Annotated in this window: 16 protein-coding genes; 11 read left to right on the top strand and 5 right to left on the bottom strand. The window is 68.6% G+C overall.

Going from position 1 to position 18,753, the window contains the following annotated elements; all coding sequences use genetic code 11:
* The coding region (locus VFW66_10610) for an excinuclease ABC subunit UvrA (GenBank protein ID HEX5387143.1) at nt 1–1,325 on the bottom strand (1,325 nt) is incomplete at its 3' end.
* Nucleotides 1,326–1,459: 134 nt separating this feature from the next.
* Here VFW66_10610 and VFW66_10605 point away from each other — a divergent pair.
* From VFW66_10605 to VFW66_10595, 3 genes are read left to right on the top strand one after another with little or no spacing between them, the layout of a single operon-like run.
* Nucleotides 1,460–1,969, top strand: coding sequence for a macro domain-containing protein (locus tag VFW66_10605; GenBank protein HEX5387142.1), 510 nt, complete (start codon nt 1,460–1,462; stop codon nt 1,967–1,969).
* On the top strand, nt 1,966–2,724 hold the full coding sequence (locus VFW66_10600) for an ABC transporter ATP-binding protein (protein HEX5387141.1): 759 nt from the start codon (nt 1,966–1,968) through the stop codon (nt 2,722–2,724). Before VFW66_10605 ends, VFW66_10600 begins: the two co-directional genes overlap by 4 nt.
* Before the next feature lie 3 nt (nt 2,725–2,727).
* Nucleotides 2,728–4,431 carry a hypothetical protein gene (locus VFW66_10595; protein ID HEX5387140.1) on the top strand — a complete coding sequence of 568 codons (1,704 nt, stop codon included), beginning with the start codon at nt 2,728–2,730 and terminating at the stop codon, nt 4,429–4,431.
* A 29-nt stretch (nt 4,432–4,460) separates the two neighbouring features.
* On the opposite strand, the gene VFW66_10590 is transcribed toward VFW66_10595, so the two are convergent.
* Both VFW66_10590 and VFW66_10585 read right to left on the bottom strand, forming a co-directional pair.
* Nucleotides 4,461–4,841: a hypothetical protein gene (locus VFW66_10590; protein ID HEX5387139.1), complete on the bottom strand. Its 381-nt coding sequence runs from the start codon at nt 4,839–4,841 to the stop codon at nt 4,461–4,463.
* Between the two features lie 755 nt (nt 4,842–5,596).
* The gene (locus tag VFW66_10585; protein ID HEX5387138.1) at nt 5,597–8,068 is read right to left on the bottom strand and encodes an RHS repeat-associated core domain-containing protein; all 2,472 of its coding nucleotides are present in this window, start codon (nt 8,066–8,068) and stop codon (nt 5,597–5,599) included.
* A 33-nt stretch (nt 8,069–8,101) separates the two neighbouring features.
* Between VFW66_10585 and VFW66_10580 the strand changes: the two genes are divergently transcribed.
* The 8 genes from VFW66_10580 (at nt 8,102) to VFW66_10545 (ending at nt 13,075) form a co-directional block, all read left to right on the top strand.
* Nucleotides 8,102–8,407: a hypothetical protein gene (locus tag VFW66_10580; protein HEX5387137.1), complete on the top strand. Its 306-nt coding sequence runs from the start codon at nt 8,102–8,104 to the stop codon at nt 8,405–8,407.
* Nucleotides 8,404–8,985, top strand: a complete 582-nt coding sequence (locus VFW66_10575; protein HEX5387136.1) for a GspMb/PilO family protein — start codon at nt 8,404–8,406, stop codon at nt 8,983–8,985. The genes VFW66_10580 and VFW66_10575 overlap by 4 nt, the downstream gene beginning before the upstream one ends.
* The gene (locus tag VFW66_10570) at nt 8,982–9,479 is read left to right on the top strand and encodes a hypothetical protein (GenBank protein ID HEX5387135.1); all 498 of its coding nucleotides are present in this window, start codon (nt 8,982–8,984) and stop codon (nt 9,477–9,479) included. The genes VFW66_10575 and VFW66_10570 overlap by 4 nt, the downstream gene beginning before the upstream one ends.
* Nucleotides 9,470–10,942 (top strand): secretin N-terminal domain-containing protein, encoded by a 1,473-nt coding sequence (locus VFW66_10565; GenBank protein ID HEX5387134.1) that lies wholly within the window; start codon nt 9,470–9,472, stop codon nt 10,940–10,942. The genes VFW66_10570 and VFW66_10565 overlap by 10 nt, the downstream gene beginning before the upstream one ends.
* Nucleotides 10,939–11,922: a sigma 54-interacting transcriptional regulator gene (locus VFW66_10560; GenBank protein ID HEX5387133.1), complete on the top strand. Its 984-nt coding sequence runs from the start codon at nt 10,939–10,941 to the stop codon at nt 11,920–11,922. The genes VFW66_10565 and VFW66_10560 overlap by 4 nt, the downstream gene beginning before the upstream one ends.
* A 284-nt stretch (nt 11,923–12,206) precedes the next feature.
* Nucleotides 12,207–12,575 carry a transposase gene (locus VFW66_10555; GenBank protein HEX5387132.1) on the top strand — a complete coding sequence of 123 codons (369 nt, stop codon included), beginning with the start codon at nt 12,207–12,209 and terminating at the stop codon, nt 12,573–12,575.
* 40 nt (nt 12,576–12,615) lie between these two features.
* Nucleotides 12,616–12,834 (top strand): hypothetical protein, encoded by a 219-nt coding sequence (locus VFW66_10550; GenBank protein ID HEX5387131.1) that lies wholly within the window; start codon nt 12,616–12,618, stop codon nt 12,832–12,834.
* Entirely contained in the window at nt 12,803–13,075 is a 273-nt protein-coding gene (locus tag VFW66_10545) for a transposase (GenBank protein HEX5387130.1), read from the top strand. Before VFW66_10550 ends, VFW66_10545 begins: the two co-directional genes overlap by 32 nt.
* Here the strand turns inward: VFW66_10545 and VFW66_10540 are convergent.
* The gene (locus VFW66_10540) at nt 13,072–13,311 is read right to left on the bottom strand and encodes a hypothetical protein (GenBank protein ID HEX5387129.1); all 240 of its coding nucleotides are present in this window, start codon (nt 13,309–13,311) and stop codon (nt 13,072–13,074) included. The genes VFW66_10545 and VFW66_10540 overlap by 4 nt on opposite strands.
* Before the next feature lies 1 nt (nt 13,312).
* Nucleotides 13,313–18,232, bottom strand: a complete 4,920-nt coding sequence (locus VFW66_10535) for an RHS repeat-associated core domain-containing protein (protein ID HEX5387128.1) — start codon at nt 18,230–18,232, stop codon at nt 13,313–13,315.
* Between the last annotated feature and the right edge of the window lie 521 nt (nt 18,233–18,753).

Genomic DNA, 18,753 nt, shown 5'->3' with positions numbered 1-18,753 from the left:
AGCCGCTTGCCGCCGCAGGTCTGGCACGGCTGCTCGGTCATGAACTCCTCGAGCGAGAGGCGCACCGAGTCGCTCGACGACTCGCGGTAGCGGCGCTCGACGTTCTTGAGCACGCCCTCCCACTCGCTCTCGAATTCGCGCGCTCGCCCGCCATCCACCGCAAAGCGGAACTTGCCGGGCGTGCCGTGGAGCAGCGCCTGCTGCGCCGCCAGGCTCACCTCGCTCCAGGGCGCGTTGAGGTCGAACTTGAGCGCCTTGGCGAGCGTGGGCAGCACGACTTTCCGCAGGTAGCCGGACGGTTCGCCCCAGGGAAGAATGACGCCCTCGAGGATCGAGATGCTCGGGTCGCCGAGGATCAGCTCGGCGTTCACCTCGCGCCGGGTGCCGACGCCGTGGCAGTCGGGGCACGCGCCGAAGGGCGAGTTGAACGAGAATTGCCGCGGTTCCAACTCGGGGAGCGAGAGGCCGCAGACCGGACACGCGAAGCGCTCGCTGAAGAGGAGGCGGTCGGGCGGTCGGGCGGTCGGGCGGTCGGGGGGTCCTTCGCGCAGAGCGGTGCCGGCGGGGGAGCTGACCGCCCGTCCGCCCGACCGCCTGTCCGCCTCCCCATACCGCACGATCTCCACGATCCCGTCCGCCGTCTTGAGCGCGGTCTCGATCGAATCGTTGAGCCGCGCGCGGTCCGCGGCGCGCACGACGAGCCGGTCCACCACCACGGCGACGTCGTGGTTCTGCCGCCGGTTGAGCGCGGGCACCGCGCCCAGCTCGTAGGTCTCGCCGTCCACGCGCACGCGGACGAAGCCGCGCTTACGGACGTCTTCCAGCAGGTCGCGGAATTCGCCCTTGCGGCCGCGGATGAGCGGTGCCAGCACCTCGATGCGGGTTTCCTCGGGCCACGCGAGCACCGCGTCAGTGATCTGCGAGGCGCTCTGGCGTGTCACCGGGCTCCCGTCGTTGGGGCAATGCGGCACGCCGGTGCGGGCCCAGAGGAGCCGCAGGTAGTCGTAGATCTCGGTCACGGTGCCGACGGTGGACCGCGGGTTCTGGCCGGTCGACTTCTGCTCGATCGAGATGGCGGGCGAGAGCCCCTCGATCGCGTCCACGTCCGGCTTCTCCATGAGGCCGAGGAACTGGCGCGCGTAGGCCGAGAGCGATTCGACGTAGCGCCGCTGCCCCTCGGCGTAGATCGTGTCGAAGGCGAGCGACGACTTGCCGGATCCGGAGAGTCCGGTGATGACGGTGAGCCGATTGCGTGGGATCGCGACCGAGATGTCCTTGAGATTGTGCTCCCGGGCGCCGCGCACGACGAGGTGTTCCTGAGCCATAGCCCCGTAAGCTACCGGGGCGCGGAGCCCCGTTCAATCGCGCCCGCTTCCGGCGCGCCCGCTTCCGGCGCGCCCGCTTCCGGTTTTGCCGCGCGGTTTCTACCATACGGGGCCCCCGCCCTGGAGTCCCCGACATGCCGCACCTGATCCGGGTGCTGCACGACGACCTCGCCACGCTGGCCGTCGACGCCGTGGTCCGCGCCGCCGACGAGATGCTGGGACCGGCGAGTCCCGGCGCGGCCCGCCTCGACGAGCGCGCCGGCGAGCAGTTCGCCGCGCTCTGCCGGGTGGCCGCACCGCTCGGCGCCGGGGCCGCGGTCGTGACCGGAGCGGGCGCGCTCGCGGCGCCGTTCGTACTGCACGTGGTGATCCGTGACCAGGACGGCCCCGCTCGGCGCGACGGCGTGCGCCGCGCGCTCGTCGCCGCGTGGCAGCGGGCGGCGGATTGGGGCCTCGCGACGGTGGCCGCGCCGCTCGTGGGCGCCGACGCCGGCACGCTGAGTGCGGAAGAGGCGGCCAGCCTCCTGGTCGAGACGTTCGAGGCGCGGGCCGTGGCCACCTGCCCTCGGGAACTGCACCTCGTCACCGGCCACGACGAGGAGCGCGCGCTGGTCGAATCCATCGTCACGCGGAGACGCGGGTGATCACCCTCGCCAAGCTGGTGAAGCGGTACGGCTCGTTCGCGGCGGTCGACGGCATCGACCTCACCGTGCGGCCCGGGGAGCTGTTCGGCTTCCTCGGGCCGAACGGCGCCGGCAAAACCACGACGTTCCGCATGATCGCGGGCATCATCCTGCCGACCTCGGGCCGGATCGAGATCGGCGGCATCGACATCGGCCGCCAGCCGCTCATAGCGAAGGCCCGGCTGGGCTACATCCCCGACCGCCCGTACGTGTACGACAAGCTCACCGGCGCCGAGTTCCTGCGCTTCGTGGCGGCGTTGTACGGGCAGCAGAGTGCGGCGGTGGAGCGCAGGATCGAGGAGCTGCTCGAGCTCTTCGAGCTGACGCCCTGGCGGCACGAGCTGACCGAGGCGTACAGCCACGGCATGCGGCAGAAGCTCGTCATCGCGAGCGCGCTGGTGCACCGGCCCGAGGTGATCGTGGTGGACGAGCCGATGGTGGGGCTCGACCCCAAGGGCGCCCGGCTGCTCAAGGACCTCTTCCGCCAGTTCGTGGACCGGGGCGGCACGGTGCTCATGAGCACGCACACGCTGGAGGTGGCCGAAGCGATGTGCGACCGGATCGCGATCATGCAAGGCGGCCGGATCCTGGCGCAGGGCACGATGTCCGAGCTGCGCGAGCAGACTGCGTCGGGCGACTCGAGTCTGGAGGATCTTTTCCTGAGGCTCACCGGCGGCCTCCGCCCCCGCCAGGTCGACGCCATCCTGGGCGACTGACCAGTGTCCGGGCGCATCTACCGCGGGCCGCGGCTCGCGATCGTGCTCTACCCCAAGTGGCGCGGCGCCGTTGCGCGGTTCCGCCAGCAGCGCGCGGCGGCCGGCCCCAAGGCGCTGGCGCTGGCCATCCTGGGTCTCGTCTTCTGGCTCGGCGTCTATGGCATCACCGACCGGGTGCTGCGCTATTTCCGCGAGGTGCCGGACATCGGGCCGCTGCTCGCCGGCAAGCTGCTCGGCCTGGCGCTGCTGGCGTTCTCATCGATCCTGCTGCTGTCGAATCTCATTACCGCGCTCTCCAGCTTCTTCCTCGCGCGCGACCTCGACCTGCTCGCCGCGTCGCCGGTGCACTCGGTCCGGTTCTACGCGGCCAAGCTGGCGGAGACCACGTTGCATTCGTCGTGGATGGTGGCGCTGCTCGCGGTGCCGGTGCTCGCGGCGTACGGTACGGTGTACGGCGGAGGTCCGCTCTATCCGCTCGTGGTGCTCGCGGCGCTCGTTCCCTTCTTTCTGATTCCGGCCGTGGTGGGCACGGCGCTCACGCTGCTGCTGGTGAACCTGGTTCCGGCGCGGCGGGCCAAGGAGCTGCTGAGCATCGTGTCGGTGGGCGCGGTGGCCGTGCTCGTACTCACGCTCAGGGTGGCGCAGCCGGAGCAGCTCGTGCGGCCGGAGGGGTTCCGCTCGCTGGCCGAGTTCATCGGCGTGCTTCAGGCGCCGGTGAACCCGCTGCTTCCGAGCGAGTGGGCGGCGCGGATGATCACCAACTGGCTATTTCATGTGGCCGACGCCCGCCCGATCATCCTGCTCTGGGCAACGACGATGATCGGCCTCGGCGCCGGCGGGATCCTCAACCGCAAGCTCTACCGGCGCGCCTTCTCCCGCGCGCAGGAAAGCGCCCGCGCGTCGGCCGGCGGCATCCGCTGGGCCGGGCTCGCCGCCGTCGTGCTCGGCTGGCTGGCGCCGGAGAAGCGCGAGTTTCTGTTGAAGGACGCGCGCCTCTTCTTCCGCGACCCTACGCAGTGGAGCCAGCTCATTCTGCTCGGCGTGCTGCTGGTCGTGTACCTCTTCAACATTCAGGCGTTGCCGCTCTTCACCGGCGAGCACCTGCCGCGCTCGGTGGTCATGCTGGTGGTGTTCCTCAATTTCGGGCTCGCGGGCTTTGTGCTCGCGGCGGTGGCGGCGCGCTTTCTCTTTCCGTCGGTGTCGCTCGAAGGGCGGCAGATGTGGCTGCTCCGCTCGAGCCCGCTCAAGTTGAAGGCGATGTTCTGGAGCAAGTACTGGATCGGCACGCTGCCGCTGCTGGTGCTGGCACTCGCGATCACGGTGATCACGAACCTGATCCTGCGGGCGTCGCCGTTCATGATGGCGGTGAGTGTCGGCACGATGCTGGTCTACACGCTGGCGGCGAGCGCGCTCGCGTTGAGCTTCGGGGCGTTCTATCCGCGGTTCGATACGGAGAACGCGGCGCAGATTCCCACCAGCTTCGGCGGCCTCGCGTACATGCTGGCGAGCATCTGCCTGCTCACGCTGATCGTGATGCTGGAAGCGCCGTCGCTGGCTGACCGGATCAGGCTGGAGCAGAGCGGCCGGGCGGCGCCGCTGTCGGTGACGTTCGTGCTGGCGCTCGGGTGGGTGGTGGCGCTCTGCGCGCTGGCGACGGTGTCGTCGCTCAGGATGGCGTTGCGGAGGTTGGAGAGGCTGGAGGTGTAGGTCGTGCGAGCCGGAGCTCGCACATGCGGTCAGCGGACTTTCCGCCGCTTCGCTGCGGGCGTGAGCCGCCCGGCGCGCTGCAGGCGCCGGCGCACGACGGCCCAGCGCTCCGTGCGCTGATGCTCGCGTTCTCGGGCGAGTGCGACGTCGAAGAGATCTTCCCAGACGTCTCCGCTCTGCTCGCGAGAACGCGGCGCAGATCCCCACCAGCTTCGGCGGCCTGCGTACATGCTGGCGAGCATCTGCCTGCTCACGTTGATCGTGATGCTGGAGGCGCCGTCGCTCGCGGACCGGATCAGGCTGGAGGAGAGCGGCCGGGGGGCGCCGCTGCTGGTGGCATTTGTGCTGGCGCTCGCGTGGCTGGTCGCAGTCGCAGCCCCCGCTGGTGCGGCGAACTTGCGCTTCCACATAGCCGAAGGGCTCGACTTCCAGCCATCTCAGTGGAATGGGACGCGAGCCCGCGAGGCGCATACGCGACGTAGCACCAAACCTCCTGAGTGCGGCGAAGTCGTTAGAACGTTGGTGGCGCGTCGGAAAAGTCTAGTCCCGCCGTAGGCCCACAATCAGCGCGCTCCTACCGGCGGAGCCGAGATGGCGTCGGCGGAAATCCGAGGTCGAAACGAGAACGGTGCATATCGCCGCGCGGCTAGGGATGCTCATCACGGCGGACCCCGACCCGACCATCGAGGTCCTGATTCCAAGCGAGTGGCCCTCATGCTTAAAGCAGATTTGGCACAACGGCTTAACTTGACGGACCGTTCACCACGCGTACCCCGCGTGCAACAACTTCGACGAAGGCTGCGTCATCAAAGTAAACTTGATAGAGGCGGAAGGGCGCGCGCGCGTTTAGCGCGCGCGCCCAGTCGGATGACCCCACCCTGTGCTTCCATCGCTCACTCAATTCGTGCAAATCCGGGCTCGCATCCTCTTCAACCACGTATGTCGATCCGTGTACGTCCGATGCCAAACACACCGCAGAAGCTCGATACACAATGCGTATCACATCGGTGAACACCAATTCGACCCACCGGACGATCTCGTCGTCCTCGCAGTCGTAGCGGACGGACGCTTGGTCGTGCTGAACCGACAGCAGTGGCCCGACTGACGTCCGGCTTGTCGGCACAGGAAGCGTGATGAGCCTCATCGTTGACGGGGTGTGAGTAGGCTATCGCATTGGCGGAACAAAATCCGCAGGTACTTGGCCCATCTCCGCAAGTCGCTCCGTAAGCTTGGATTCGAAGAACTCGTCGCCGGTGACATTCTCGATGATAGTCGGTTCCAAGTCTGCGAGCCTGAGGGCCATTAGTGAACGCGTGTTCATACTGTATGGGATACCGTCCCGAACTACGGCCTTGATCGGAAGCTGATCGGGCGAGATCGCACCGCTTCGGAGCCCGGCCGCCACGTCTTTGACCGCCTGCCCTGCAAATTCGCCGTGACGGAACACGCCCGACGAGCCACGCTGGGCAAACCGAATGGCGGATGGAGCGATTTCGTCGATTGCCGCCGTCCCGGAAGTACCCTCAAGCGTGGAAGCCAACGCCGCATCCGCTGCACCACCAAAAAGGCCGCCGACGAGCGACCCTGAGAACCACGCAACTGGATCGAGGAGACCTGGGGAGGTGTTACCCCAGCCATCTTCCCGGTCTGAGCAGGGCGGGCAGAGCCCGAACGGATCGGAGTAGTTGGCGGGATCGCCCTTGGCAAACCCATATACATTGAGCCCGCCCGCGAGCCCGAGCGGATCCTCCTGCGTAAACCGTCCGTTCGCTGGATCGAGATAGCGATTCCGCCGGTACTGATACCCCGTGGCATCCTGCTGGTCGAACTCGAGACTTCCCTGCCAGTACCGCGGCGCGGTGAAGTTGCTCTCCCGCGCCATTGCAGCGAGGCCCGCCAGCGTGGTCGGCGTGCTTGCGGCCGGGCAGTTGCCGCCCCCGCTGCACGCCGCTCGGATCACCGGATCGAGGTGCCCGACATCCGCCGTGCCCCGCGCATCGCGCCCGAACTCGATTAGGAACGGTTGCGGCCAGGCCACGCTGTAGTCGAACCGGATCACCCCGAGCGGCTGGTCGAGCGCGCGGCCGTGCACGTAGAGCACGCGGCCCCAGTTGCCGTTGTTGTCCGTCGGCCTCCCGATGGAGTCGCGGCCCACCTGCCCCACGTCGACCTCAAACCCCACCGCACTGTGGAGGGTGTCGCCCGGCACCTGGATCTCCCCCAAGAGCTGGTCCCCGTCCCAGACGTAGCGCACCAGGTCGGGCCGGCAGCCCTCGGGCATGCACTCGAGATCGCGATACCGGCTCCGCCGCCACACCCGCCGGCCCAGCGCGTCGTAGCGGTACTCCTCGAAGGCGGCCGTCGCCTGCTCGCTCGGCGCGCTGTAGCGCACCAGGTACTTGGGGTCGTACGGATAGAAGTCGGACTCGTTGCTCAGGGTCGAGTCCACGTGCTGGTTCATGCAGTGCTCGGCCTGGCGCGGGTCGGTGAGCGCCGGGTCGCGCTCGATGCAGCTCCGCCGGTCCACCGCCCGCACCCGCTGCGCGGCGTCGTAGTAGCTCCAGAGCTCGAGCACGCGGTAGTTGCCCGCGGCGTCCTGCAGCCGGACCGCCTGGCGGATCTGGTTGCCCGCCGCGTCGTAGGTGAAATCTCCCGCGTCGATGCGGCCGCCGAGCGGGCGCGGCGTGGTGTTCTGCGTAAGCCGGCCGGTGCCCGGCTCAAGCCGCGACCCCAGGTCGGTCCGCAGCGTGTCGAACGCCAGCACGCCACCCACGCCCAGGTGTCCGCGGTGGCCCAGCGCGTCGGTGCTCCAGTACTCGTCCATGCGATGGTCGGCGGCGATCTTGCTCCAGGTCAATTGGTGTGCGAGCGGGCCGTGGCCGGCATAGGCATACGTCATCGAGTCGGCGAGCCCGCTGGTCAGGAGCACCCGCCCCTGAGCGTCGAAGCGCTGCACGTCGTCGCGCCAGGTGCTCGTGTCGGTACCCTCCCGGCGCCGCGTCAGTCGGCCATCCTCGTCGTGGAACAGTTTCTCATAGACGCCGTCGGCGCGTGCCACGCTGTCCACCCGCTGCTCCAGGTCGTAGAAATACCGGGAGGTATGGCCCAGCGGATCACGCACCGTGGCGAGCTGGCCCGTGGCGTCGTAGCCGTAGGCCAGCGAATCTTGCCCGGCGCCGACGCCAACCTCGAAGACGGTGGGGACCCGCACCCAACTGCGGCGCCCGTCGCGGTCGTAGCCGTACTGCGTCACGTACACGTGCTGGCTGAACACCGTACCCGTCACGGTGCGGAGCGCCTCGGTCTCGGTCGCGAGTCGACCGTCAGTACGGTACGTCCGGGTGATGTGCGCGTCGCCGTTGTTGGCCGTGAGGATGCGGCCCGCGCGGTCGTAGGTGAGCGCGGCCGTGTCGGCCGGGATCGTGTAGCCCGTGCCCCCGTCGTTCGGAAAGGCCGGGAACGACCATGGGTTGCCGGCCGAGTCAATCGGCTCGTTCACCGCGCCGTCGTAGTGCACGGCCGGCGTGATGCGCGTGATCAGGCGGTTCATCGCGTCGTAGCTCAGCACCAGGGTGCCGCCGCGGCGCGGCACCTGCCGGACGGCGTTGCCGGCCGCATCATAGGAAGTGCTGTCCACCGGCTGGCTCGCCTCGAGCGCGCCGAGGCCGCCGTGCTCGCAGCCCGGCGCGACTACGAGAACGCGCGTGCGATGATCGCGACGATCGACTCGGCCTCGCGCCATCGCGCTGACGTGGCGCGCACAGCGGCAGCGGTCATCCTCGCACTTCCCGATTCAGCCTATCTCACCTCGCTCGAGGTGAACGGCGCCGCATCCGGCACGTTGACCGCCGCCGCACCTCGCGCGAACGACCTCATTCAAGCACTCGATCGGAGCGGAGCAATCATCTCTCCCCACCTCGCCAGCCAACAGGGAGATCGGTTCACAGTGCGCTTCGGATCGGACTCGGCCCGATGAACCCGCGCGATCGGCGGGCGCTCATCTGGGGTGGTGCGATAGTGGCCTTCGCCACGCTCGGCCTTCGTGTGGCGCCGGGGGCAGTGCGCGAGCTACGCGCCCGGCGCGATGCGCTCTCCGCAAAGCAGCTTCTGCTCGCACGCATCCACGCGGATCTCCAGGGCGCGAGCGCGCTGGTCGATTCGGCCCCCGCCGTTGAACGGCGGCTCGTGGCGCTCGCACCCCGGCTTCTGGACGGTCCGGACGAGTCCGCCGCCACGAGCGACCTCACGAGCCGAGTGACCCGCGCGGCCGGACGCTCGGCGCGAATCGTCGGAACGGCCCCGGAGCCGGACTCCGCGCGCGTCGGGCGGCTGCGCCGAGTCGGGCTTCGCGTGTCGGTCGCGAGCGACGCGCCCGGCACGCTCGCGATGCTCGCGCGGCTCGGGGAGGGCGGCGTGGTCCTGTCGGTGAGCGGCGTTGCGATCACTGCCGTCGATCCGGCGTCAGGGCCCGGCACGCCCGAGATTCTTCGAAGCGATGTGACGGTACGCGGCTGGTATCTCGAGGGCGCGCCGCCGAGTGGGGAGCACCAATGAGAGCGACCATAGTCCACGCGATCCTGGCATTCGCGTGCGTTGCCGCGCTCGCCACAGGCGGTCTCGAGCTGCGGCCGTCGCTCTCCGGCACGCTTCCAATCCCCGCGCAGCCCGCTCCGCGCCCTGCACTCAGATTCGATTCGGAGCCCGCTCCGCCGCTCGATTCCCTGCTCCGCGCGGCAGCCGCCAAGGCTCCGTTCCGCGCGTCGCGCACTCCAGCCTCGGTGCCCTATGACCCAGCGCGCGCTTCTCAGCCTGCCGCGCCGGCGGCGCCGCCCATGCCGAAGCCCGCGCTCACGCTCTCGGGCCTCGTGTGGGGTGGCCGAACCCCGGCCGCCGTCATCGAGGGCATCCCCGGCACCGACGGCTCGCGTGTCCTGCGTGCCGGCGAAACCGTGAACGGAATCCGAGTGCGCCGCATCCGCCGAGACGGCGTGGTGCTGAGCGGCCTCGACACGACGTGGACACTCACCGTGAGGGTGCCATGGAAATGATCCGGACGCGCCTCGCGCTGGCGGCGGCGCTCGCGCTCCTGCCGGCCGGCCTGGCCGCGCAGGACACCGCAGCCGTCCACGCGGTGGGCGACAGCGTGGCGCTCAAGTTCGTCGACGCCGATTTGCGCGCGGTGATTCAGGCGCTCTCGTCCTACCTGCCGAGGCCGGTGCTGGTCACCAACGTGCCGGCCACGCGCGTGTCGCTCGAGACGCCGGCGCCGGTCGCACGGCCCACGGTCGCGGTGCTACTCAAGGGACTGGTCGAGAGCCAGAACCTCGAGTTCAGCGAGGACTCGGTGGGCTTCCGCATCGGGCCCAAGTCCGCGGCGCCCCCACCTCCGCCCCCCGCACCGCCGCCCGCGCAGCAGCCGGTTCAGCTCTTCGTAATTCGCCTGAAGCACGCCCGCGCCGCCGACGTGGCCGCGACGGTGAACCAGCTCTTCGGCGGCGGGGGTGAGTTCTCGGGCCGCTCGGGGCTCGCTACCGGGACGCTCTCGGACGAGCTGCGCCGCCAAAACGTTCCGCCCGAGCAGGCGGGCGCGCCGGCGCAAATGTCAGCCTCGGCAGTCGGCGTCGTGCCCGGTGCCCCGCGTGCCACCCTCACGGGCCAGGTGACGCTCGTGCCCGACCAACTCAGCAATTCCCTCTTGATCCGCGCGTCAGCCGAAGACTTCGCGGTCATCAAGGAGGCGGTGGATCAGCTCGACATCCGCCCGCTCCAGGTCCTGATCGAGGTGCTCGTGGTCGAGGCGCAGCGCGACAAGAACTTCTCGCTCGGCGCCGATCTCTTCCTCCCGCCGCAAGGGGTGGACGGCGGCACGATCGCGGGCACACTCACCGGCGGCGGCCTCGGCGACCTCGTGATCAAGCTCATGGGTCTCACCAAGGCCGCGATCGACGCCACGCTCCGGACGGCGCAGTCGAAGGGCTACGTCGACATCGTCTCGCGCCCCGTGCTGCTGGCGTCGAACAACGTCGAGGCCCGGATTCTGGTCGGCTCGCAGCGGCCGTTCGTGCAGGTGAGCCGCTCGCTGCCGACCGACGTGCCCTCGCGCGACCAGGTGATCCAGTATCGCGACGTCGGCACCAAGCTCACCGTACGGCCCACCATCAACCAGGACGGCTATGTGTCGCTCGTGATCCAGCAGGAAATCAACGCCGCCACGGGCGAGACCCAGTTCGACGCGCCGGTCATCTCCACCCGTGAGGCGGCGACGCAGGTGCTGGTGCGCGACGGACAGACGATCGTCCTGGGCGGGTTGCGGGACGTGCAGCGGGAGCGGTCGTCGTCGGGGGTGCCGGTGCTCTCGGGCATTCCGTTCATCGGCGGCGTATTCGGGAGCACCACTCGGCGCACTACAACGACGGAGCTCTATCTCTTTCTCACCCCACGCATCATCCGCACCGATGCCGACGCGGACAGCCTCACGGCACCACGGCTCCCGAAGGAGCTGCCACGATGAGCGCGCAACTGCACGAGAGCGACCGCGAGACCGGGTGCGAGCCGGACTTCTGCGGCATGGTGGGCCGGCACGCCGCGATGCTGAGCCTTTATGACGCCGTCCGCCGAGCGGCACCGCTCACGGCACCGGTGCTGATCCAGGGTGAGACGGGCACGGGGAAGGAGCTGGTCGCGCGGGCATTGCACGCGCTGTCCGGGCGACCGGGGCGATTTGTGGCTGTCAACGTCGCCACGCTGCCCGAGGCACTGGCCGATGCGGAGCTCTTCGGGGTAGTGAAAGGTGCCTACACCGGCGCCACAGCGCACCGGCGAGGGCTAATCGAGTATGCCCGCCACGGTACGCTCCTCCTCGACGAGGCCGGCGACATCCCGCTCGCCCTGCAAGCCAAGCTGCTGCGCGCGCTCGAGACGAACGCCGTGCGTCCAGTGGGTGGCGGCACCGATCGCGTGGTGCCGTTTCGGCTTGTTGTCAGCGTGCAGGTCTCTCCCAGCGACTTGCTCGCAGCCGCGCGCTGGCGGGCGGACTTTCACTTCCGTGTTTGCGCTCTTCACCTGCGCGTGCCTCGGCTCATCGAGCGCGACTCGGACATCCCGCGCCTCGTGCGGCACTTTCTCGGGCCCGAGCGGCTATCGATCGTGCTCAATCAGGATCTCCGCGCGCTCGGCGCCCATATGTGGCCCGGCAACGTCCGAGAGTTGCGTCAGGCCGTGGAGCGGGCGGTATTCGAGCACGGCACGGATCCTTTGGCAGCGGAGCACATCCTCGCGGCCGCAGCGGAACACCAAACCCCGCACGACACACCCGCGCCGATACCACTTGGGCCGCCCACACTGCGCGAGATTCGTGCGCAGCATATCGCAGCGGTGCTGGCGCGTGCGGAGTACGACGTGGGCGCTGCAGCGCGGCTGCTCGGGATCTCGACGAGCCAACTGTACCGCCGGCTCAAGACGCTCGGGCTCAAGCCTCAACGGAGGCGATAGTTGAACCTCGCGGACACGACAGACTTCATGTGTCCCGCTACTCTTGCATCTGCTCCGCTCCCATTTCCTTTCCTGCCCTCCGGGTTGCGGGCACGCCTCCCCGAAGCGCCTGAACTGGCGCACCAATTGCGTCGGCCGCTCCAATGGAGCGAGTCCGCCACGACGTAGCCTAGGCTGTGTCTGCAAAGACCCTAGCGCCTCTTCTGACGCCTCCATACTGTGGAGCTACCCTTGGTTGCTGTAGGTCGGCAGGATGGTCATCGCACGTCGTCACGAGCTCACTGATGAGGAGTGGGCGCGCTTGGAGCCGCTGCTCCCACCACCCCGCGGGCACGGTCGACCCTATCAGGATCACCGCCGGATCCTCAACGGCATCTTGTTCGTCCGCCACACCGGCGTGCCCTACCGGCGTGCCCTGGCGCGATCTGCCCGAGCGCTACGGGCCCTGGCAAACCGTCTACAGTCGGCTGCGCCGGTGGACCACGCGGGGGCTCTGGGAACGGCTCCTCGGCCAGCTCCAGGCGCGGTTGGCCGAGGAGGACCGGATCGCCTGGACGCTCTGGTGCATTGAGGGCTCAGTCGTCCGGGCCCACAAGGCCGCCGCCGGCGCTCGTCACTGCGGGGGGGGAAAATCCGCCCGGCGAGCCGGCTGATCACGCGCTCGGCCGCTCGCGCGGCGGCTTCGGCACCAAGGTGCATCTGGTGACCGACGGCCGCGGGCTTCCGCTGGCGCTCCACCTCACCGGCGGCCAGCGCCAAGAGTGCGAGGTCCTCCAGCCCGTGCTCAACGCGGTCCGCATTCGGCTCCGCGCGCTCGGCCGCGCCAGCGCCCGGACGCCCTCGCCGGCGACAAGGCCTACAGTTTTCCCCGGCTGCGGCGCTGGCTGCGCGCTGGGCACGTGCGGGCGGTGATCCCCGAGCAGCGCGATCAGCGAGATCGCCGCACCCGGCGGCCCGGCGGCCCGGCCGCCGGCCGCAGTTGGACCGCGTTGCCTACCGGCAGCGCAATGTGATCGAGCGCGCGGTCGGCTGGCTCCAGGAGCGCCGCCGGATCGCGACCCGCTATGCGAAGCTCGCAATCCAATATCTCGCGCTGCTCTACGTCGCGCTGCCCGAGAAGTACCTGACCACACTCTTTGCAAACACGGCCTAACGAACGCCGCCCCGGTGCATGAGCCCACGCGTCCGATAATAGGTCCACGTCATCCAGATCATCGCACCAGCAGCGATAATTAAGCCCATAAATGCACCCGCATGAGTGATGCGCCACTGACTTAGCGCCCACGCGGCAATCATCCCTTGGAAGAACGCGACAGGGAGCAGTATGAGCGTGTTGCGAATTGCAGCGCGCAGATGGTTCAGCGCCAGCGAGATCGCTGTGTCTGTCATGCTAGTACTCCGGGTTGACACTGCAGATGCCGTAGCTCACGCCGTAATAAACTGCTCCGATCCCGGCCGCCGCGCCGAGTATTTCCGCACCGGCGACGCCGGCTCCGAGCAATGCAGAGCCGGTGGTAACATACCCCCTCCCAATTGAAATTGTCTCAATGCCGCCTTCGATGAGCGAAGAGCTTGCCTTAGGCATCGCAAAGAATAGATCGAGATCCACCGTGCCTTTGGCAACAAGCGCATTGCCCTGCGCTCGCGCAGCTAATCCGCCAGCCGCCAATGTTAAATCGACCGCGGCGAAGGCAGCGGTGGACACTCTCGCTGCAGCCGAGCGAAGTAGATTCGTCACCGGTGCTGTATTCTCTCGAAAACACTGTTCAGTACTGCGATTTCCCACAGTTGGTGTGCGCGATAGTGCTCTCCCGCCGCCCCCCTCCCCGAGATAGGTGGGGCGCACCGGCCGGTGCGGCGTACTGCCGAGCGCGTGCGGCCACGCAACCGCGTTCCCCATGTCCACCGCCCCGAATTTGCAGTGCCAGGCGTCGTCCTCCATCGAGCGCGCGAGGAAGCACCCGCTATGGTTTATCAACGCGGTCTCAGGGTTCCCCGGCGCGCGGTGACCGAACACCGTGAGCTCTCCAAGGCAGGGAGCATCGTCCTCCGGCGGGCACATGCCCGACGGGTCGCTCCCATTGACGGGGTCATCGTCAGCAAACGTATACGCGTTGAGCCCGCCAGCCAGCCCGGCCGGATCCTCGCTCAGGAACCGTCCCGTCTGCGGCTCGTACCACCGCGCGCGCATGTAGTAGAGATCCCCACCCGCCACGCTCATCCAGAGCGCCCCCTGCCAGCGCGGCCGGTCGGTGCCGCCGAAGCCGCCGGCATCGGTGCCGCCCGTGCCGAGGCCCCAGTCGTCGTACGCAAACGTGCGCTGCACGGTCTTCTGCACGTCGGTCAGTGCGATGACGCTCCCCACCCCGTCGGTGTGGGCGAAAAAGAGCGTGTCGTTCCGCACCACCGCCTGGAGCGCATCGAGTCCCGGGTAGTAGCTGTACTCCGCCCGCTTGGCCGTGGCTGTCCCGCTCAGGTGCGCCAGCAGGGTGGGGCCCTCCCACAGGAAGCGCCGGTAGACGATGCCCGCTGAATCCACCTCCATGAGCCGGCCGCCCGCGTCGTAGTCGAACGTGGTTGTCTGCCCACCGCTCGTCGCGCTGCGCAACTGGCCCTCGGCCGTCCACGCGAACGTCGCGGTCAATGCCGGCGCCCCGGGGCAGGTGCGGCCGGTCACGTTGCCGTCGGCATCGGTGCTGTAGGTGCAGCCGTTCATCGCCGTGATCCGGTTGGCCGCGCCGTAGGTGCCGCCCTGGCTCGTGCGGTTGCCCGCCAGGTCGTAGCTGTAGGTCGTGGCGTTGTCGGTGGTCCAGCCCGTGCCGCTCTGCTGGCAGTTGTAGCCGAACACCAGGTTGAGGCAGTTACCGGGCAACGCGCCGGTCCAGTGCTTGTCCGCGCCGCTCACCAGCTGGCCCAGGCTGTCGTACTGAAAGAAGCGGCCCTGGGCCGGCGTGAGATTCTTGAACTGCTGCTGCACGCGGTATCCTCGGTCGAGCGAAAAGAGCCGGTCGGTGGTCGCCGCATACGGTGCCGTGGTGCGCTCGTCGAGTGGCGAGCGCAGGGGGCCAAGCGTCGTCGAATCCGTTTCACCCCCGGGCAGCGCCGTGGCCTGGACATCGAGATTGGTATCGCGCCGGAACGCAGTGAGCTGGCTGCCGACTTGAATGCTCTTAAGCAGCGCGGTCTTCGCATCGTACGCGTATTGCCGCGCCTGCCAATTGGCGATGCCCCCGCCGCTGATTGTGTCGGTGACCACTTGCCCGGTGCGGCGGTAGCGGTAGCGCCGCCAGAAGGTCTGCCCAGCAGTCACCGTCTTCGCCGAGTCGGCCTGGCCGCGCACGTTGAGGTACGTGGTCTCGGTCGACACCGGGCTCGCCACCGTCACGAACCGCGCGCTCGGCGCGCTGTAGCTCCATGTTACGAGGTCGGTGTTGGTGCCCGACTTCTGCGTGGGCCGGTGCAGCGCGTCGTAGCTCAGCGTGATCGCCTGCCCCCGGCGGTTGGTCCACTGCTTGAGGTCGCCGTCGAGCGAGTAGGCCGACTGGAGCACGCCGCCCGCCGGGTCCCTTTCGCTCGTGGTCCAGCCGAGTGCGTTGTAGAAGAGGCTGTCCACCTGGCCCTTGGGGTCGGTGACGCTCCGCAAGAAAAGCGCGTCGTAGGAATAGCGGACTGTTCGTCCGGTGCCGCCGTCCGATGTCTTGACCGAATCCACCCGGTTGAGGTTGCTGTAGTAGGTGGTCTGCGTCGCGACGCCGGGCGCCTTGACCGTGGTCGGGCGGCCGAACGCATCGTAGCTCACCGCGGTCTTGAGCCCTCCGGGCGTCGTCACCGTATCGACGTTGCCGCTCGCCGCGTCATAGTGGTACCGCACTACGAATTGCTGCTTCCCATCGACGATCGAGTCCACCCGACCCCGACTGTCGTAGGTCGTCCGCTGGCGGATCGTGCCGGCCACTCGGATCGAATCGATTCTGCCGTTCACGCCGACGTACGGCCGCTGGACTGGCACGCTGTCCGTCGGCGCGCCATAGATGCTGTCCGGCTGCGCATAGGGCCCATAGCGCACGCTCACGCCCGGCCGCCCGGCACCGGCCATCCATTGGGTCAGGCCATTGGCCGCGTGGAGCACGGAATCCGCTTCGGTCGCGGTGTAGGTGGGGAGTATCACGGTCGAGACCAGGCCGTAGCTATCGTAGCTGACCTTGGTCGTGTCGCCCGTGGCGTTGATCTGTCGCAGCGGCTGGCCCCAGCGATCGACCGTCATGCGCGCCACAGCAGCCCCGGGCTCCGTGATGCTGGCGTAGACCGTATCGGACCCGGGGGGCGCAAACGGGGTCGTAGCTGTCGCCGCAAACGGCACGCCGGCCACCTGCCACGCGCGCACCTGGGTGACGGGCGCTTGGGGCGTCCCGGACCCGAATACGGTCACGGCGGGCGCCGTGACCGTGGCAAGCTCCCAGCCCTCGCCGTAGCCGACCGTCGTCACGTTTCCAGCCCGATTGGTGATCGTCGCAAGGCGCTGGTGCGTATCGTAGCCGTACCCGGTGCTCCGGCCGTCGGGATCAGTGATCGCGGTGAGAAGCTTGGTCGACTGGACCGTCACCGTCGTCACCCGCCCGCCCGGGTCGGTGATCGTGTGCAGCCCATTCGCGTCGTAGCCCAGCGTGACGGCGCGGGTCATCGGATCGGTGATGGTCTGTACCCGCCCACTCCCGTCATACCCGATCAGCGTCGCGTTGGTGAAGGCGTCGGTGACCTTGGTCATCTTGCCGCTCACGTCGAACCACACCCGCGTCGAGTCGGCAAACCGGCGGGTGTAACCGGTGATGGTCGTGCCGCTCTTCTCCGCCACCAGCTGGGAGAATTCGCCGGTGGGCGACACATACTGCCCACTCCCATTCTTGCCGAACACCACCGCCGATCCGGCCCCATCGGTGAGCAGCACCGCGCCGGTGGTCTGAAAGCGGAGCCGCTGGATGCCCCCGAGCGTCCAGCCGTGGGCGATGGCGGAGGGTCCCTCGTTGACACCGGTGAGGCTCGCGGCCTGGGTCGTCTGGATCGTGCCGCCGCTGCTGTATTCTGCGGTCACCGTGACCGTGAGCGCATGGACGCCGTTGGAGAGCCCGTTGCCGTCGAACTGACCGCCGAGCCGGACCTTGGCTGGCGGGAAGCCCCCGGGATAGCTGAAGCGCAGGGTTTGCTCGCCGTTCACGAACGTCACCTGCGCCCCGTCGAGCTGGGCCTGGAGCCAGTAGCGCACCGGCACGCCGGCGCTCGGTGCGCTCACGTCCTGCACATCGGCGTGGATGAAGGGCCGCGGATGCGCCCGGTCCTGCCGGTACACCAGCGTGACGGCGCGCGGCGCGCCCAGGCTGAAGTACGGCGTCGTGCTCTGCGCCGCACCGGCCTGGAAGCAGCCCACGGCGCAGCGGCCGAGGTCCTGGTCGTCGAAGGGCACGCCGACCACACTGACGCTCGGCGGGTTGACCACCTTGACGGTGTAGGACCCGGCGTCGGAGGCGCCACCGCCCGTGGCGGTTAACGTGAGGGTGCCCAACCCGGTGGTGCCCGCGTTGTAGTTGACGGACACCGGCGCCGACGCGCTCGCGGCGATGGTGACGAAGCCCAGCGCGGTAGTGACGCACGTGACCTGACCGGTGGCGCCGCACGTCAGGGCGTAGGTGATCGGGGAAGAACCCGTGTTGCGGACGGTGAACGTCTCGCTATTGGCGGTCGAGCTGGCGGCCCGTTCCAGGCCGGCCCCGTTGTCGGGCGTGACCGTCACGCTCGCCGGGCCGCTCGAGATCGGGATCGCGTAGTACCCGGTATCGCTCGCGGCGGTGGCATTGCCAGTGGCTTTGAGCGTGAGCCGGCCGGTGCCCGTGGTGCCGCCAACGCCGTACGTCACCGTCACCGTGGTCGAGTCGCCCTGAGCCAGAAACTGGGAGCTTGGCGTCACCGTCGTGCAGCTGACGGTGACCATGGCGGTGCCGGTGCAGGTGAAGTCGAAGGCGTCGTTGGCGCCGCCCGAGCCGGTGTTCTTCGCGATGAACGTGGCCGTGTGGCCCGCGGTATTGACCGGCCAGCTCTGCGTCATCCCGCCGTCGGGCGTGACGCTCACCCGGTAGATGCAGGTCGCGAGCGGCACGGGGTCGGCGGACTCATCCGGACCGGAGCTGGGCGGCGGCGCAAGCGGCGACGGCGCCTGCTGACACTGCTGGGCCGCCGCGCGGGTGGCCGTGAGCGTGAGCGTGAGCATGAGGGCGAGACACGCGACGAGCGAAGCGAGACGGCGGTGGGCGGTGCGCACGGGGCGACTCCGGTGGAGGTCGCCTCAGGGCTATGGCAGAGCGCATGCCGGGCCGCCGGTTTTGCTAACCGGCGTCGATGCGATGAGTTATCGCGTTTTCGCGTCCTCGCGTTTTCGCATTCATGCGAAAGCATTCGCATGAATGCGAATTCGATTCGCATAAATGCGAAAATGCGGAAAGGACATCACACGCCGCCGAGACGTGGAAGCGGACGAACAGCAGCTCTCTCGATCGCCGGAGTCTGGGCGCGTGTGGGCCGCGCTCGAGAGATCTGGCGGAAGCGACGCGGCGTATATATTGACGTATGCCGAAGTGTCCATGTGTTTTCCCGCATGGGCACCATCGAGCGGCCCCTCACCATCCCACGCACCGGATGCGATTGCCGACTTCACGCACGATTCGCTGCGTCGCTACGGCCGCCATCACCCTGGGCGCAATGGGCTGCCGCCCGGCAGCCGGCTCGGCCCACGGCGCCAGCACGCTCACCCTCACCGGTTCGAGCACCATCGCCCCCCTCGCC

It is taken from the genome of Gemmatimonadales bacterium, from assembly GCA_036279355.1.
Lineage (GTDB): Bacteria > Gemmatimonadota > Gemmatimonadetes > Gemmatimonadales > GWC2-71-9 > DASQPE01.
Note: the sequence above shows the minus strand (reverse complement) of the source record. Positions and strands in the feature narration are given on the sequence as shown.